At 73.7% G+C, this 15,411-nt stretch carries 15 protein-coding genes; 14 read left to right on the top strand and 1 reads right to left on the bottom strand.

Annotation, left to right across the window (positions count from 1 at the left end; translation table 11 throughout):
* Nucleotides 1–4 precede the first annotated feature (4 nt).
* The 14 genes from ilvD to R2740_RS14495 all read left to right on the top strand — a co-directional run bounded on the left by ilvD (nucleotide 5) and on the right by R2740_RS14495 (nucleotide 15,034).
* On the top strand, nucleotides 5–1,693 hold the full coding sequence (gene ilvD / locus R2740_RS14430) for a dihydroxy-acid dehydratase (protein WP_371303382.1): 1,689 nt from the start codon (nucleotides 5–7) through the stop codon (nucleotides 1,691–1,693).
* 58 nt (nucleotides 1,694–1,751) lie between these two features.
* On the top strand, nucleotides 1,752–2,717 hold the full coding sequence (locus tag R2740_RS14435; RefSeq protein ID WP_371303383.1) for a hypothetical protein: 966 nt from the start codon (nucleotides 1,752–1,754) through the stop codon (nucleotides 2,715–2,717).
* A gap of 34 nt (nucleotides 2,718–2,751) precedes the next feature.
* On the top strand, nucleotides 2,752–3,984 hold the full coding sequence (locus R2740_RS14440) for a kynureninase (RefSeq protein WP_371303385.1): 1,233 nt from the start codon (nucleotides 2,752–2,754) through the stop codon (nucleotides 3,982–3,984).
* 289 nt (nucleotides 3,985–4,273) lie between these two features.
* Nucleotides 4,274–5,971: a nitrite/sulfite reductase gene (locus R2740_RS14445; protein WP_371303386.1), complete on the top strand. Its 1,698-nt coding sequence runs from the start codon at nucleotides 4,274–4,276 to the stop codon at nucleotides 5,969–5,971.
* On the top strand, nucleotides 5,968–6,714 hold the full coding sequence (locus R2740_RS14450) for a phosphoadenylyl-sulfate reductase (RefSeq protein ID WP_371303387.1): 747 nt from the start codon (nucleotides 5,968–5,970) through the stop codon (nucleotides 6,712–6,714). Before R2740_RS14445 ends, R2740_RS14450 begins: the two co-directional genes overlap by 4 nt.
* The gene (cobA, locus tag R2740_RS14455; RefSeq protein ID WP_371303388.1) at nucleotides 6,711–7,901 is read left to right on the top strand and encodes a uroporphyrinogen-III C-methyltransferase; all 1,191 of its coding nucleotides are present in this window, start codon (nucleotides 6,711–6,713) and stop codon (nucleotides 7,899–7,901) included. Before R2740_RS14450 ends, cobA begins: the two co-directional genes overlap by 4 nt.
* The gene (locus R2740_RS14460) at nucleotides 7,898–8,596 is read left to right on the top strand and encodes a sirohydrochlorin chelatase (RefSeq protein WP_371303389.1); all 699 of its coding nucleotides are present in this window, start codon (nucleotides 7,898–7,900) and stop codon (nucleotides 8,594–8,596) included. The genes cobA and R2740_RS14460 overlap by 4 nt, the downstream gene beginning before the upstream one ends.
* Nucleotides 8,597–8,605: 9 nt before the next feature.
* Nucleotides 8,606–9,343: a GNAT family N-acetyltransferase gene (locus tag R2740_RS14465; RefSeq protein ID WP_371303390.1), complete on the top strand. Its 738-nt coding sequence runs from the start codon at nucleotides 8,606–8,608 to the stop codon at nucleotides 9,341–9,343.
* A 68-nt stretch (nucleotides 9,344–9,411) separates the two neighbouring features.
* Complete coding sequence (locus tag R2740_RS14470) at nucleotides 9,412–9,828, top strand: VOC family protein (RefSeq protein ID WP_371303391.1); 417 nt, start codon at nucleotides 9,412–9,414, stop codon at nucleotides 9,826–9,828.
* Nucleotides 9,825–10,496 carry a 4a-hydroxytetrahydrobiopterin dehydratase gene (locus tag R2740_RS14475; protein WP_371303392.1) on the top strand — a complete coding sequence of 224 codons (672 nt, stop codon included), beginning with the start codon at nucleotides 9,825–9,827 and terminating at the stop codon, nucleotides 10,494–10,496. Before R2740_RS14470 ends, R2740_RS14475 begins: the two co-directional genes overlap by 4 nt.
* 296 nt (nucleotides 10,497–10,792) lie before the next feature.
* Nucleotides 10,793–12,547, top strand: coding sequence for an acetolactate synthase large subunit (locus tag R2740_RS14480; protein WP_371303393.1), 1,755 nt, complete (start codon nucleotides 10,793–10,795; stop codon nucleotides 12,545–12,547).
* Nucleotides 12,544–13,083, top strand: coding sequence for an acetolactate synthase small subunit (gene ilvN, locus R2740_RS14485; RefSeq protein WP_371303394.1), 540 nt, complete (start codon nucleotides 12,544–12,546; stop codon nucleotides 13,081–13,083). The genes R2740_RS14480 and ilvN overlap by 4 nt, the downstream gene beginning before the upstream one ends.
* Before the next feature lie 89 nt (nucleotides 13,084–13,172).
* Nucleotides 13,173–14,201, top strand: coding sequence for a ketol-acid reductoisomerase (gene ilvC / locus R2740_RS14490; protein ID WP_371303395.1), 1,029 nt, complete (start codon nucleotides 13,173–13,175; stop codon nucleotides 14,199–14,201).
* On the top strand, nucleotides 14,198–15,034 hold the full coding sequence (locus R2740_RS14495) for a class I SAM-dependent methyltransferase (RefSeq protein WP_371303396.1): 837 nt from the start codon (nucleotides 14,198–14,200) through the stop codon (nucleotides 15,032–15,034). Before ilvC ends, R2740_RS14495 begins: the two co-directional genes overlap by 4 nt.
* Before the next feature lie 4 nt (nucleotides 15,035–15,038).
* On the opposite strand, the gene R2740_RS14500 is transcribed toward R2740_RS14495, so the two are convergent.
* Nucleotides 15,039–15,411 (bottom strand): hypothetical protein (locus R2740_RS14500; protein ID WP_371303397.1); only part of this gene is annotated, 373 nt, incomplete at its 5' end.

Raw genomic sequence — 15,411 nt, forward strand, 5'->3', positions numbered from 1 at the left:
CCCCATGACCGACGCGCCCTCCGACGGACCCGACCTCAAGCCCCGCTCCCGCGACGTCACCGACGGTCTCGAGAAGGCCGCGGCGCGAGGCATGCTCCGGGCCGTCGGCATGCAGGACGACGACTTCGCGAAGCCGCAGATCGGCGTCGCCTCGTCCTGGAACGAGATCACCCCCTGCAACCTCTCCCTCGACCGGCTGGCCAAGGCGGTCAAGAACGGCGTCCACGCCGCCGGCGGCTACCCCCTGGAGTTCGGCACCATCTCGGTCTCCGACGGCATCTCCATGGGCCACGAGGGCATGCACTTCTCCCTGGTCTCCCGCGAGGTGATCGCCGACTCGGTCGAGACGGTGATGATGGCCGAGCGGCTCGACGGCTCGGTGCTCCTCGCCGGCTGCGACAAGTCGCTGCCCGGCATGCTGATGGCCGCGGCGCGACTCGACCTGGCCAGCGTCTTCCTCTACGCCGGCTCGATCATGCCCGGCCAGGTCGACGGCCGCGACGTCACGATCATCGACGCCTTCGAGGCCGTCGGTGCCTGCCTCGCGGGCAAGATCAGCCGCGCCGAGGTCGACAGGATCGAGCGCGCGATCTGCCCCGGCGAAGGCGCCTGCGGGGGGATGTACACCGCCAACACGATGGCCTCGGTCGGCGAGGCGCTCGGCATGTCGCTGCCCGGCAGCGCCGCACCCCCCGCCGTCGACCGGCGCCGCGACGGGTTCGCGCACCGCTCGGGCGAGGCCGTGGTCGGGATGCTCCGGCAGGGGATCACCGCCCGCCAGGTGATGACCCGCGAGGCGTTCGAGAACGCCATCGCCGTCGTGATGGCGCTGGGCGGCTCGACCAACGCCGTCCTGCACCTGCTGGCGATCGCGCGCGAGGCCGACGTCGACCTCGAGCTCGACGACTTCAACCGGATCGGCGACAAGGTCCCGCACCTCGGCGACCTCAAGCCGTTCGGGCGCTTCGTGATGAACGACGTCGACAAGGTCGGGGGCATCCCGATGGTGATGAAGGCGCTGCTCGACGCCGGCCTGATGCACGGTGACGTGCTGACCGTGACCGGCAGGACGATGGCCGAGAACCTCGAGGACATCGCGCCGCCCAGGCTGGACGGCGAGGTGGTTCGCCCGCTGGACCGGCCGATCCACCGCAGTGGCGGCCTGACCATCCTCAAGGGCTCGCTCGCCCCGGAGGGCGCGGTGGTCAAGTCGGCCGGCTTCGACGAGTCGGTCTTCACCGGCACCGCGCGGGTCTTCGACGGCGAGCGCGCGGCGCTTGACGCGCTGGCCGAGGGCCGGATCGTCGCCGGCGACGTGGTCGTCATCCGCTACGAGGGCCCCAAGGGTGGCCCCGGCATGCGCGAGATGCTCGCGATCACCGGCGCCATCAAGGGCGCCGGCCTCGGCAAGGACGTGCTGCTGATCACCGACGGTCGGTTCTCCGGTGGCACCACCGGTCTCTGTGTCGGCCACATCGCTCCGGAGGCGGTCGACGCCGGCCCGATCGCGTTCGTGCGCGACGGCGACCGGATCACCCTCGACGTCGCCAACCGCACCCTCGAGGTGGAGATCGACGACCTCGAGTCGCGGCAGCAGGGCTGGGAGCCGCTGCCGCCGAAGTACACCCGCGGCGTCCTCGGCAAGTACGCCCAGGTCGTGCAGTCCGCGGCGCACGGTGCCGTCTGCGGCTGAGCCGACGAGCCGCCGCGCTCGGGCGACGCGCTGGCTCGAGCGGCAGGAGCAGCAGGGCGTGGCGCTGATCGCCGCGACGATGGCGCTGGTGACCCTGCTGGGTCTGGCCTGGGCCGTCGGCCACGGCGGCGAGCCGGGCCTGTCGGCCGACGGGCTGCTGCCGCCCGCGGCCGCCGAGGCGGCGCCCCCGGCCCCCCAGGTCACCGGCGCCTCCCCGCCGCTGCGCTCCCGCCGGCCGCCGACGCTGCCTGGAGGAGGCCGGCGGATCTTCGACGGCCACCGCTTCCTCGTCGCCTACTACGGCACCGCCGGCACCGGCTCCCTCGGCGTGCTGGGGGAGACCTCGCCCGACCGGGCCGATGCCCGGCTGCGTCGCGCCGCGGCGCCGTACCGCCGACCGGGGGAGCGGATCCAGCCGGTCTACGAGCTGATCGTCACCGTGGCCGACCGGAGCCCCGGGCCCGACGGCGACTACAGCCACGACATCTCGCGCGCACGAGTGCGTCAGTACCTCGCCGCCGCCCGCCGGCACGGCGCCCTGGTGGTGCTCGACCTGCAGCCCGGGCGCAGTGGCTTCCTCACCGTCGCCCGCCGCTGGGCGTGGGCGCTGCGCGACCCCCGGGTCGGGCTCGCCCTCGACCCCGAGTGGCGGATGGGGCCGCGCCAGGTGCCCGGCCGGCGGGTCGGCAGCGTGAGCGCCGCCGAGGTCAACCGCACCGCGGCCTGGCTGTCCGGGCTGGTACGGCGTGAGCGGCTGCCCGAGAAGCTCTTCGTGCTCCATCAGTTCCGTACCTCGATGATCACCGACCCGGGCGCGATCCGGCGCCGCCCCGGGCTCGCGATGGTGCAGCACGTCGACGGGTTCGGAACCCAGCGGCAGAAGCTCGGCACGTTCCACGCGGTGGCCCGCCCGCGCCAGTTCCACCTCGGCCTCAAGCTGTTCTATGACGAGGACCGGCACCTGATGACCCCAGCCCGGGTGCGGGCGATCCGGCCGCGGGTGCGGTTCGTGAGCTATCAGTGAGCCGTCGGCCGCCGACCTGCGATAGACAGTCCCCGTGACCGCGACCGACCCCGCCCGTGCCGCCGACCTCGATGCCGCCGACTCGTTGGCCGGCCATCGCGACCTTTTCGTCGGCGCCGAGACGCCGCTGGTCTACTTCGACGGCAACTCGCTGGGCCGGCCGCTGCGGGCGACCGCCGCGCGGCTCACGGACTTCGTCGGCGACCAGTGGGGCAGCCGGCTGATCCGCGGCTGGGACGAGGGCTGGATGGACCTCCCGGTGACGCTCGGTGACCGCATCGGCGCCGCCCTGCTCGGCGCGGCCGCCGGCCAGACCTTCGTCGGCGACTCCACCACGGTGCTGCTCTACAAGCTGGCCCGCGCGGCGGTCGACCACCAGCTGGCCCGCGACCCCGGACGCGTCGAGCTGGTCGTCGGCGACGACGACTTCCCCACGGACCGCTACCTCGCCGAGTCGATCGCCGCCGAGCGCGGCCTGCGACTGCGGTGGGTGGCGATGGACCCCGCCGGTGGCGTCGGCGCGGAGCAGCTGCGGCAGGTGGTCGGCCCCGAGACGGCGCTGGTGCTGCTGAGCCACGTGGCCTACCGGTCGGCGTACCTCGCCGACGGCCCGGCCCTCACCGCCGCCGCCCATGACGCCGGCGCCCTGATCCTCTGGGACCTGTCCCACTCGGTCGGGTCGGTGCCGGTCGAGCTCGACGCCTGGGGCGCCGACCTGGCTGTCGGCTGCACCTACAAGTACCTCAATGGCGGGCCCGGGGCGCCGGCCTTCGGCTACGTCGCGGCGCGTCACCACGACGCCCTGACCCAGCCGGTCGCGGGCTGGATCGGGCACGCCGACCCGTTCGCGATGGGGCCGGGCTACACCCCCGCGCCCGGCATCCGGCGCTTCCTGTCCGGCACCCCGCCGGTGCTCGGCATGCTCGCGATGCAGGACATGCTGGCGCTGCTCGAGGAGGTCGGGATCGCGGCCGTGCGTGCGAAGTCGGTCGCCCTGACGACGTACGCCGTCGAGCTGGCCGACGCCTGGCTGACCCCGCTGGGCGCCAGCCTCGCCAGCCCGCGTGACCCCCAGCGGCGTGGCGGTCACGTCACGATCCATCACCCGCGGATGCGCGAGGTCACCGCGGCGCTGTGGCAGCGCGACGTGATCCCCGACTATCGCGACCCGGGCGGGCTGCGGCTCGGCCTCTCGCCGTTGTCCACGTCGTTCGGCGAGGTGCACGCCGGGATGAGTGCGGTTCGCGAAGCATTGTCTGCAATGTGAGACGGTTGTCCGACACGTGAGATGCGCGATCGATCGGGGTCGCGTCGTGTCAGCCTTGTCGACATGGCTTGCACCTCTGTCGCGCTCGTGGCTCGGCGCCACGTGGATCTGATGCGACTGTCGTCAGCCTGCATGTGTCGGGCCTGAGCCGTTCGCTCGCCGCCTCGCGCGGCTCCCTTGCTGGCAGGCGCTGTCCGGCGCCCTGCCCCCCGCCCGCTGCCGGGCGGCTGAGCCGATCCGCCACCGTCGCCGCACTCCGACGCGCGACCACCCCGTCTCGAGGACCTCCATGACCACCGACGCCACCCTCTCCACGCCCACCCCCACGTCCCCGGCTCCGGCCGCCCGCCCGAGGGGCCAGGGTCAGTGGGCGCTGGGCTACCACACCCCGCTGAACGCCAACGAGCAGCTCAAGGCCGACGACGACGGCCTGCACGTCCGGCGTCGGATCGAGCAGATCTATGCGCCGCGCGGCTTCAGCAGCATCGACCCGGCCGACCTCAACGGTCGCTTCCGCTGGTGGGGGCTCTACACCCAGCGCCGCCCGGGCATCCCCGGCGGCCGCACCGCGCAGCTCGAGCCGCACGAGCTCTCCGACGAGCACTTCCTGCTCCGGATCCGCAGCGATGGTGGCCGGCTGTCGCTGGACCAGCTCCGGGCCATCGCCCAGGTGTCGTCCCGCTTCGCCCGGGACACCGCTGACGTGACCGACCGGCAGAACATCCAGCTGCACTGGGTCCGGATCGAGGACGTGCCGGCGATCTGGTCGATCCTCGAGGCGGCGGGGCTCACCACCGCGGAGGCCTGCGGCGACACGCCTCGGGTGGTGCTCGGCTCACCGGTGGCCGGGGTGGCCGCCGACGAGATCGTCGACGGCACTCCCGCGATCGCCGAGATCGTGCGCCGCTACGTGGGCGACCCGTCGCTGTCGAACCTGCCCCGCAAGTTCAAGTCCGCGGTCTCCGGCTCGCCCGCCCAGGACGTCGCCCACGAGGTCAACGACCTCTCCTTCGTCGGCGTGGTCCACCCCGACCTGGGGCCCGGCTTCGACGTCTTCGTCGGGGGCGGCCTGTCGACGAACCCGAGGTTCGCCGAGCGGCTCGGGGCCTTCGTGGCTCCGGAGGAGGTGCCCGAGGTCTGGCACGCCGTCGTGTCGGCGTTCCGCGACTACGGCTACCGACGCCTGCGCACCAAGGCACGGCTGAAGTTCCTGATCGCCGACTGGGGCGTCGAGCGGTTCCGGCGGGTGGTCGAGACGGAGTACCTCCACCGACGGCTTCCGGACGGACCTCCCCCCGTCGCGCCGGCCGGGCGGCGTGACCACGTCGGCGTCCATCGGCAGCGCGACGGCCGCTTCTACGTGGGGGCCGCGCCCCTGGTCGGCCGGGTCTCCGGAACCACGCTGGCGGGGCTCGCCGACCTCGTCGAGGCCGCCGGGAGCGACCGGGTGCGGCTGACCGCGCAGCAGAAGCTGCTGGTGCTCGACGTCGCCGAACACCGCCTGCCCGCGCTGCTGGCCGGGTTGCGCGAGCTCGGGCTCGACCCGGACCCGAGTGAGTTCCGACGCGGCACCATGGCGTGCACCGGCCTGGAGTACTGCAAGCTCGCCATCGCCGAGACCAAGGCGAACGCGGCCGCCGCGGTCGCCCATCTCGAGCAGGCGCTGCCGTCGTACGCCGCCCCGCTGACGCTGCACGTCAACGGCTGCCCCAACTCCTGCGCGCGGATCCAGGTCGCCGACATCGGTCTCAAGGGCCAGATCGTCCAGGACGGGCAGGGCAACGCGGTCGAGGGATTCCAGGTGCACCTGGGTGGCGAGCTCGGTCCGGACGCGGAGCTCGGGCGGAAGCCGCGCGGTCTGAAGGTCACCTCCCAGGAGCTGCCCGAGTACGTCGAGCGCCTGGCCCGCCGCTTCCTCGAGCAGCGACACGGTGAGGAGACCTTCGCCGCCTGGGCGCGGCGCACGGACGAGGCGAACCTGTCATGACCGGCGAGGGGCTGGCCGCCCGCTACGGCGTGGTCGTGGCCGACGCGGCCACGTTGCGTGACACCGAGCTGGAGCAGGTGGCGGTCGACGCCGGCCGCCGGCTGGAGGCCGCGTCGGCGGAGGAGATCGTCGGCTGGGCCCGGCTGACCTTCGGCTCGTCGCTCGTCGTGCTCGCCTCGATGGCCGACGGCGTGGTGGCGCACCTCGCCGGCACCCAGGCGCCCGGCGTCGACGTCGGGTTCCTCGACACCGGGCTGCACTTCGCCGAGACCCTCGGCACCCGGGACGCGATCGCCGCGACCCTGCCGATCCGGGTGAGGAGCGTGACGCCGGCGCTGAGTCTGGCCGCCCAGGAGGCCGCGCACGGGCCGGCGCTGTGGGACCGGGACCCGGACCGGTGCTGTGCGCTGCGGAAGGTGGAGCCGCTCGGGCGCCTGCTCGCGCCCTACCGCGCCTGGGTGACCGGGCTGCGCCGCGGCGAGAGCGAGAGCCGCGCGGACACGCCGGTGGTGGCGTGGGACGCCCGGCGCCGCAAGGTGAAGGTCAACCCGATCGCCCGGTGGTCGAGCGCCGACGTCGAGGCGTACGCCGACCGGCACGCGATCCTGGTGAACCCGCTCAAGCAGCTGGGCTACACCTCCATCGGCTGCCAGCCGTGCACCCGACCGGTCGCCGAGGGTGAGCACGAGCGCGCCGGCCGCTGGTCGGGCGCGCCCAAGACCGAGTGCGGGATCCACGCATGACCACCGGCTACCCGGTGCACCTGGATCTCGCCGGCCGCCGGGTGGTCGTCGTCGGGGGCGGGCCGGTCGCGGCCCGCCGGATGCGCGACCTGGTCGACGCCGGGGCCGACGTGCACGTCGTGGCGGCGTACGCCTGCGAGGACGTGCACGAGGCGGCCGCCCGGGGCGACGCCGTGCTGCACCTGCGGGAGTTCGAGTGCCGGGACCTGGACGACGCCTGGCTGGTGCACACGGCGACGGGGGACGAGGAGGTGGACGACTCGGTGGTGGCCGCGGCGTCGGAGCGCCGGGTCTGGTGCGTGCGCGCGTCGGACGCGGCCCGCAGTCCCGCCTGGCGTCCGGCCGTCGCCCGGTCCGGCGACGTGGTCGTGTCGGTGAGCGCCGGCGGCGACCCTCGGCGTGCCACCGCGCTGCGCAGCGCGATCGCCGCCGACCTCCAGACCGGGCGGCTGCCGCTGCGCCGCCACCGCCGCCGGCCCGGCCGGGTGACGCTGGTGGGCGGCGGGCCGGGCGACCCGGGCCTGATCACCACCCGCGGACGTCGGCGGCTGGCCGAGGCGGACGTCGTGGTGGTGGACCGGCTGGCCCCCCGCGAGCTGCTCGCCGAGCTGGCCGACGACGTCGAGATCGTCGAGGCGGGCAAGGCGCCGGGCGACCACCTGATGCGGCAGGAGGAGATCAACGCGGTGCTGGTGGACCGCGCCGGTCGCGGACTGCACGTGGTCCGCCTCAAGGGCGGCGACCCGCTCGTCCTCGGCCGGGGGAGCGAGGAGGCCGAGGCGTGCCGCGCCGCGGGCGTGCCGGTCGAGCTGGTGCCGGGGGTGTCCTCCGCGCTCGCCGTGCCGGCCGCCGCGGGGATCCCGGTCACGGCCCGGGGGGTCGCCAGCCGGTTCGCGGTGGTCTCGGCACACGACGAGGCGCTCGACGTCGAGGCGCTGGCGTCGCTCGACGGCACCCTGGTCTTCCTGAGGGGCGTCGGACGACTGGCCGAGATCGCCGAGCGACTGGTGGCCCACGGTCGGCCGGGCAGCGAGCCGGTCGCGGTGGTGGAGCGCGGGACCAGACCCGACCAGCGGGTCACCCGCGGCACGCTCGAGACCATCGCCCGCCGTGCCCGGGAGCGCGAGGTCACCAACCCGGCGGTGATCGTCGTGGGTGCGGTGGCCGCGCTCGAGGTGACCCGATGAGGCGGATGCTGCTGGTCGCCCACGGCTCGCCGGACCCCCGGCATGCGGCCGTGCTCCGGTCGGCGGTGGCCGCGGTGCCGGATGACCTCGGGCTCGAGCTGGCGTTCCTCGAGCACGACCGCCCTCGGGCCGGTGGCCGGCTGGCCGATCTGGCCGAGCGGACCAGCGACCCGGTCGGGCTGGTGGGGGCACTCCTGGCGCCGGGGCACCATGCCCGACATGACCTCCCGTCCCTCGCGTCGGCCGCGCCGGGCCGCGTCGACCACCTGGGTCTGCTGGGGGCCGGCCCGTGGCTGCACCCGGTGCTCGACGAGCTGGTCGCCGGCGTCGGCGGAGGCGACGAGGCGCCGGTGCTGCTGGTGACGGCCGGCTCGGTACGCCGCGAGGCCGCGGCCTACCTCTCGGCGGCGGTGCGGGCGTGGTCCCGCACCCGGCGAGGTGGCGTGGCCCTGTGTCCGCCGGCGCGGCTGGCCGAGGTCGAGGCCACCGGGGAGACCGTCGTGGTGCCGCTGCTGCTGGCGCCGGGCGTCCTCAGCGACCGCACCGCGCGGACCGCGTCCGAGCTCGGGCTCCGGGCGACGACGGTGCTCGGCCTGGCCGGAGGCTTCCCGGTCGCCCTCGCCGGGCGGCTGCGTGAGCTGGCGCGGGCTGCCCCGTCCGAGAACCCGGTCGACCTCGCGACGGCGGTGCGCTAGACACTCCCCGTGGACCCGAGCCTCGCACCCCGCCGCAACGAGCACGGCCAGCCGATCGGAGAGGCGGTCGCCGGCTGGGAAGGCGCCAGGATCCCCACGCGGGTGCCGCTGACCGGTGAGGTGGTGCGCCTGGAGCCGGTGACCGAGGCGCACGCCGAGCCGCTCCACGACTCGCTGTGCGGGCCCGGCAACGCCGCACTGTGGACCTACCGTCCGCTGCCGATGCCGGCCGACCTCGCCGGGCTGCGCACGATGGTCGCCGCGGCGGCCGCGGACCCGGTCACCGTGACCTTCGCCCTGGTGCCGGTCGACGGGGCGGGTGCGGGGAAGGCTCGCGGGCTCGCCACCCTGATGCGGGTCGACGCCTCGCAGGGGTCCGTCGAGGTCGGCGGCATCCTCTACGCGCGGTCGCTGCAGCGCACCCGCGCCGCCACCGAGGCGATGGTGCTGCTGATGCGGCACGTCTTCGACGACCTCGGCTACCGCCGCTACGAATGGAAGTGCGACAGCCTCAACGAGCCCTCCCGCAGGGCAGCCGCCCGGCTGGGCTTCCGCTACGAGGGTCGGTTCCGGCAGGCGATGGTCTATCAGGGCCGCAACCGCGACACCGACTGGTTCTCGATCACCGACGCCGAGTGGCGACGTCTCGCCCCGGCGTACGACGCCTGGTTGGACGCCGCGAACTTCGACGCCGACGGGCGGCAGCGCAGCAGCCTCAGCGCCCTGACCGCTGCCGCGCTGGCGTGAGGCGGCCCGGCCGTCACCACGGCGTCTCGGCCCTGGAGTCTGTCGGTGCCGTCTGACACGGTGGGCGGGTGGACCAGCGACTCAGCTTCGTCACCCTGGCCGTGCCCGACCTCGAGGCGGCGCGGAGGTTCTACCTCGACGGCCTCGGCTGGGAGGCCGCCCTCGACGTGCCCGGCGAGGTGGGGATGATCAAGGTGGCCGACCGGGTGGTGCTCTCCCTGTGGTCCGAGGCCGGGTTCGAGGCCGAGGTCGGGCCGATCCGCCGCGGCGACGGGGCGATCCCCCTCACGCTGGCCCACAACGTCGCCACCACCGAGGAGGCCGACGCCGTGCTCGTCGCGGCTCGCGAGGCCGGCGCCGCCGACGTGCGGCTCGGCGTCGCGCGCGACTGGGGCGGCTACTCCGGCTACTTCACCGACCCGGGCGGCTTCTGCTGGGAGGTCGCCGTCAACCCGGGTCCGATCGGACAGGAGGTCCTGCCATGACCGACACCCCCGACCCGAAGGCTCCCGTCACGGGCGCCGAGGTGCTGGCCGCCGGCCTCGACGACTGGCGGCTGCTGTTCCGGGCGATCCACGCCCGCTACCGCACCGGCGACCTCGCCACCGGACTCCGGTTCGCGCAGCGGGTCGGCGAGGCCGCCGACGCGGCCAACCACCACCCCGACCTCGACCTGCGCTACGGCCACGTCGAGGTCCGGCTCCGCAGCCACGACGTCGGGGCCATCACCTCGCGCGACCTCGCGCTGGCCGCCACCATCAGCACGATCGCGGCCGAGTCGGGGCTGGACGCCGAGCCGGCCGAGCTCCGACTCCTCGACCTTGCTCTCGACACCGCCGAGGCGGCGCAGATCATGCCGTTCTGGGCGGCGGTGCTCGGCTATGTGCCGTCCGGGCAGGGCGACGAGGTGGTCGACCCGGGGGGCACCCGTCCCGGCCTCTGGTTCCAAGGCACCGACGCTCACGAGGAGCCCAGGCAGCGGTTCCACCTCGACGTGTTCGTCCCCCACGACGTCGTCGAGGAGCGCATCGCGGAGGCGATCGCCGCCGGCGGCACCCTCGTCGACGACAGCGAGGCGCCCAGCTTCTGGGTGCTGGCCGACGCCCAGGGCAACAAGGCCTGCTTCTGCACCTGGCAGGACGCCGCCGACTGACCGCCGGCGAGCCCCGGCGGCGCCGTCCGCATGGCAGGACGGCGGTTTCACATGATGGAACATCCCGGCACGACGCTTGACGCACCGGGCCGGGTACCCTGACTGTAGGCACATGTGCAGCGAGCACCTCGTACGCATCTGGCGCGTGGGCTGAGGGTCACGACCCCGTCACCACGCGTCATCCCCTCGTCGCCCACACCGGGCCGAGGGGTTTTTTGTTGGTCGCGCACCAGGGGCACGTCGCCCCGGGGCGCGGGAGGAGCGCCCGGCCGGGCGCGGAGGAGCAGGACGAAGCGATGAGCGACCAGGACGCGACCGGCATCACCGGCGCACAGAGCCTGATCAGGTCCCTCGAGCGGGCCGGTGCCGAGAACATCTTCGGCATCCCGGGCGGGGCGATCCTGCCGGCCTACGACCCGCTGATGGACTCCACCCGGATCCGGCACATCCTGGTCCGCCACGAGCAGGGGGCCGGGCACGCCGCCCAGGGCTACGCCGCCGCCACCGGCAAGGTCGGCGTGTGCATGGCGACCTCCGGGCCCGGGGCGACCAACCTGGTCACCCCGCTCGCCGACGCCCACATGGACTCCGTGCCGCTGGTCGCGGTGACCGGCCAGGTGGGGGCCTCGATGATCGGCACCGACGCCTTCCAGGAGGCCGACATCCGCGGCATCACGATGCCGATCACCAAGCACAACTTCCTGGTCACCGACGCCGCCGACATCCCGCGGACCGTGGCCGAGGCGTTCCACATCGCCTCCACCGGCCGCCCGGGGCCGGTGCTGGTCGACGTGGCGAAGTCCGCGCTGCAGGCACAGACGACGTTCACCTGGCCCACCGAGCTGACGCTGCCGGGCTACCGACCCGTCACCCGCCCCCACGGCAAGCAGATCCGCGAGGCGGCGAAGCTGATCCTGGAGTCGCGACGCCCGGTGCTCTACGTCGGCGGTGGCACCATCCGCGCCAACGCCTCACGCGAGCTCGCCGTGCTGGCCGAGCTCACCGGGATGCCGGTGGTCACCACGCTGATGGCCCGGGGCGCCTTCCCCGACAGCCACCCCCAGCACCTCGGCATGCCGGGCATGCACGGCACCGTGGCCGCCGTCGCGGCGCTGCAGCGCAGCGACCTGATCATCAGCCTGGGCGCCCGCTTCGACGACCGGGTCACCGGCAACCTCGACTCGTTCGCGCCCCACGCCAAGGTCATCCACGCCGACATCGACCCGGCCGAGATCGGCAAGAACCGTCACGCCGATGTGCCGATCGTCGGAGACGCCCGGGAGGTCATCAGCGACCTCACGGCGGCGCTCAAGGCCGAGGCCGACGCCGGCCACACCGGCGACTTCGAGGCCTGGGTCGACTTCCTGGCCGGCGTGAAGAAGAAGTACCCGCTCGGCTACGACCAGGCCGAGGGCTCCCTCGCGCCGCAGTACGTCATGGAGCGGCTCGGTGCCCTGGCCGGCCCCGAGGCGATCTACGTCGCCGGCGTCGGGCAGCACCAGATGTGGGCGGCCCACTTCGTCGGCTATGAGAACCCGCGCACCTGGATCAACTCCGGCGGCCTCGGCACCATGGGCTTCTCGGTGCCGGCGGCCATGGGCGCCAAGGTCGGCCGGCCCGACGCCACCGTCTGGTCGATCGACGGCGACGGCTGCTTCCAGATGACCAACCAGGAGCTGGCCACCTGCGCGATCGAGGGCATCCCGATCAAGGTCGCGGTGGTCAACAACGAGTCGCTCGGCATGGTCCGTCAGTGGCAGACCCTCTTCTACAACGAGCGCTACTCCAACACCGACCTGCACTCCAAGCGGATCCCCGACTTCGTCAAGCTGGCCGAGGCCTACGGCTGCGTCGGCCTGTCCTGCGACTCGCCCGACGACGTCGACGCGACGATCCAGAAGGCCATGGAGATCAATGACGTCCCGGTGGTGGTCGACTTCCGCGTCCACCGCGACGCGATGGTCTGGCCGATGGTCGCTGCCGGCACCAGCAACGACGACATCAAGTACGCGCGAGACATGGCCCCCCAGTTCGACGAGGACGACCTATGAGCAAGCACACCCTGTCGGTGCTGGTCGAGAACAAGCCCGGCGTCCTCGCGCGGATCGCCGGCCTGTTCAGCCGTCGCGGGTTCAACATCGACAGCCTCGCGGTCGGTCCGACCGAGCATCCCGAGGTCTCCCGGATGACCATCGTGGTCAACGTGGAGGAGTCGCCGCTCGAGCAGGTCACCAAGCAGCTCAACAAGCTCGTCGAGGTGATCAAGATCGTCGAGCTCGACGGCGAGGCCTCGGTCAACCGCGAGCTGATGCTGGTCAAGGTGAAGGCCGACGCCGACGCGCGCGGCGCCGTCCTCGACGCCGTCCAGCTGTTCAAGGCGCGGGTCGTCGACGTCGCCCCCGACGCGGTGACCGTCGAGATCACCGGCAACAGTGGCAAGCTGGCCGACTTCCTCCGGGTGGTCGAGCCGTTCGGCATCCGCGAGCTCGTGCAGTCGGGCATGGTCGCGATCTCCCGCGGCTCGCGGTCGATCAGCGAGCGGCCGGTCCGCCCCGTCCCCGTCCCGCCGCCGGCCGCCGCCGGCTGACCAGCCCAGCCGGTTTCGAGACGGGTGCTGGCCGCCCGCTCCCGATCCGCGAAGATCTGATCCACCCCACCAGAAGGAGAGAGCCCACCGTGGCCGAGATGTTCTACGACGACGACGCCGACCTGTCCGTGATCCAGGGCAAGAACGTGGCGGTCCTGGGCTACGGCAGCCAGGGTCACGCCCACGCGCTGTCCCTGCGCGACTCCGGGGTCGACGTCCGCGTCGGCCTGCCCGAGGGCTCCGGCTCGCGGCCCAAGGCGGAGGCCGAGGGCCTGCGCGTGGTCACCCCCGCCGAGGCGGTCGAGGAGGCCGACGTCATCGTCATCCTCGCTCCCGACCACGTGCAGCGGAAGCTCTACGCCGAGTCCGTCGAGCCCAACCTGGCCGAGGGCGACACGCTGGTGTTCGGCCACGGCTTCAACATCCGCTTCGGCTACATCACCCCGCCCGCCGGCGTCGACGTCGTGATGATCGCCCCCAAGGGCCCGGGTCACCTGGTCCGGCGCGAGTACGTCGACGGGCGTGGCGTGCCCGTCCTGGTCGCGGTCGAGAAGGACGAGTCCGGCCAGGCCTGGCCGCTCGCGCTGTCCTACGCCAAGGCGCTGGGCGGCCTGCGCGCCGGCGGCATCAAGACCACCTTCACCGAGGAGACCGAGACCGACCTGTTCGGCGAGCAGGCGGTGCTCTGCGGCGGTGCCTCGCAGCTGATCATGTACGGCTTCGAGGTGCTCACCGAGGCCGGCTACCAGCCGGAGGTCGCCTACTTCGAGTGCCTGCACGAGCTCAAGCTGATCGTCGACCTGATGTACGAGGGCGGCATCGCCAAGCAGCGCTGGTCGGTCTCCGACACCGCCGAGTACGGCGACTACGTCTCCGGCCCGCGGGTCCTCGACGCCCACGTCAAGGACAACATGAAGCAGATCCTGGCCGAGATCCAGGACGGCACGTTCGCGCAGCGCTTCATCGACGACCAGGACGCCGGCGCTCCGGAGTTCACGGCGCTGCGGGCCAAGGGCGAGGCGCACCCGATCGAGGCCACGGGCCGCGAGCTGCGCAAGCTGATGGCCTGGGTGAAGAGCCACGACTCCGACTACACCGAGGGCACCGCGACCCGGTGACCGACGCGGGTCGGGTCACGACCACCGGCGACGCGGCCGGCGGCCGCTACACCCACGGGCACGCGGAGAGCGTGCTGCGGTCGCACCGGTGGCGGACGGCCGCCAACTCGGCGGCCCACCTGCTGCCACACCTGCGGCCGGGGCTGGACCTGCTCGACGTGGGGGCGGGGCCCGGCACCATCACCGCCGACCTCGCCGAGCTGGTGGCACCGGGTGCGGTCACCGCGGTCGAGGTGTCCGAGGAGGCCGCCGCGGTCACCCGTGACGGGCTCGCGTCGCGCGGAGTGGCGGCCGAGGTGCGGGTGGCCGACGTGCACGCGCTGCCGTTCGACGACGGCAGCTTCGACGTGGTCCACGCCCACCAGGTGCTGCAGCACGTCGCCGACCCGGTGCAGGCGCTGCGCGAGATGGCCCGGGTGGCGCGACCCGGCGGGCTGGTGGCGGTGCGCGACTCCGACTACCACGGGTTCGTGTGGGCGCCGGCCAGCCCGGCCCTCGACCGCTGGCTGCAGCTCTACGACGTGGTCGCTCGCGGCAACGGCGGCGATCCCGATGCCGGCCGGCACCTGGTCCGGTGGGCGCGTGAGGCGGGCCTGGAGGTGCTCTCCGCGACGTCGTCGACCTGGTGCTTCGCCGAACCGGCCGACCGGGAGTGGTGGGGTGGGCTCTGGGCCGACCGACTCACCCGGACGACGCTCGGCGAGCAGATCGTGACGGCCGGCCTCGCCGACCCCGGCGAGCTGGCGGAGATCGCCGCCGGCTGGCGAGCCTGGGCCGACGACCCCGACGGCTGGTTCTCCGTGCTCCACGCCGAGCTGCTGGTCAGGGCCTGACGGCTCAACGCAGCGGGACGACGTAGGACTGCTCGTTGGCGTCGGTGCCGTCGACGCCGGCCCGGGTGAAGCTGCCGAGCGCGGTGCTCCGTCGCCGGTCGACTCGGGTGACCGCCACCGTGGTGGCGCCGATGCTGCCCCGGCCGATGGTCACGGTCAGCCGTCGGCCGGCCCGCGCGGGGAACACGTCGACGGTCGCCTCGACACTGCCGCCCGACTCGGCGCGAGGCAGCGGCTGGGAGAGCAGCACGAAGCCCTGGCTGAGGTCCGTGCGCGTCGTGGACCCCGGCGCCGAGGTCGTGACGACGAGGTTGGTCAGCGGGACCCCGCCGAGACCGACCTTGGTCCAGTCCGACGTGGTGGTGACGCGCAGTCGC

The organism is Nocardioides sp. (assembly GCF_041393715.1).
Taxonomy (GTDB): Bacteria; Actinomycetota; Actinomycetes; order Propionibacteriales; family Nocardioidaceae; genus Nocardioides.

Coding starts and splice junctions, on each gene's coding strand:
- ilvD (WP_371303382.1), top strand. CDS start 5: ATGACCGACGCGCCCTCCGACGGACCCGACCTCAAGCCCCGCTCCCGC.
- R2740_RS14445 (WP_371303386.1), top strand. CDS start 4,274: ATGACCACCGACGCCACCCTCTCCACGCCCACCCCCACGTCCCCGGCT.
- R2740_RS14450 (WP_371303387.1), top strand. CDS start 5,968: ATGACCGGCGAGGGGCTGGCCGCCCGCTACGGCGTGGTCGTGGCCGAC.
- cobA (WP_371303388.1), top strand. CDS start 6,711: ATGACCACCGGCTACCCGGTGCACCTGGATCTCGCCGGCCGCCGGGTG.
- R2740_RS14460 (WP_371303389.1), top strand. CDS start 7,898: ATGAGGCGGATGCTGCTGGTCGCCCACGGCTCGCCGGACCCCCGGCAT.
- R2740_RS14475 (WP_371303392.1), top strand. CDS start 9,825: ATGACCGACACCCCCGACCCGAAGGCTCCCGTCACGGGCGCCGAGGTG.
- R2740_RS14480 (WP_371303393.1), top strand. CDS start 10,793: ATGAGCGACCAGGACGCGACCGGCATCACCGGCGCACAGAGCCTGATC.
- ilvN (WP_371303394.1), top strand. CDS start 12,544: ATGAGCAAGCACACCCTGTCGGTGCTGGTCGAGAACAAGCCCGGCGTC.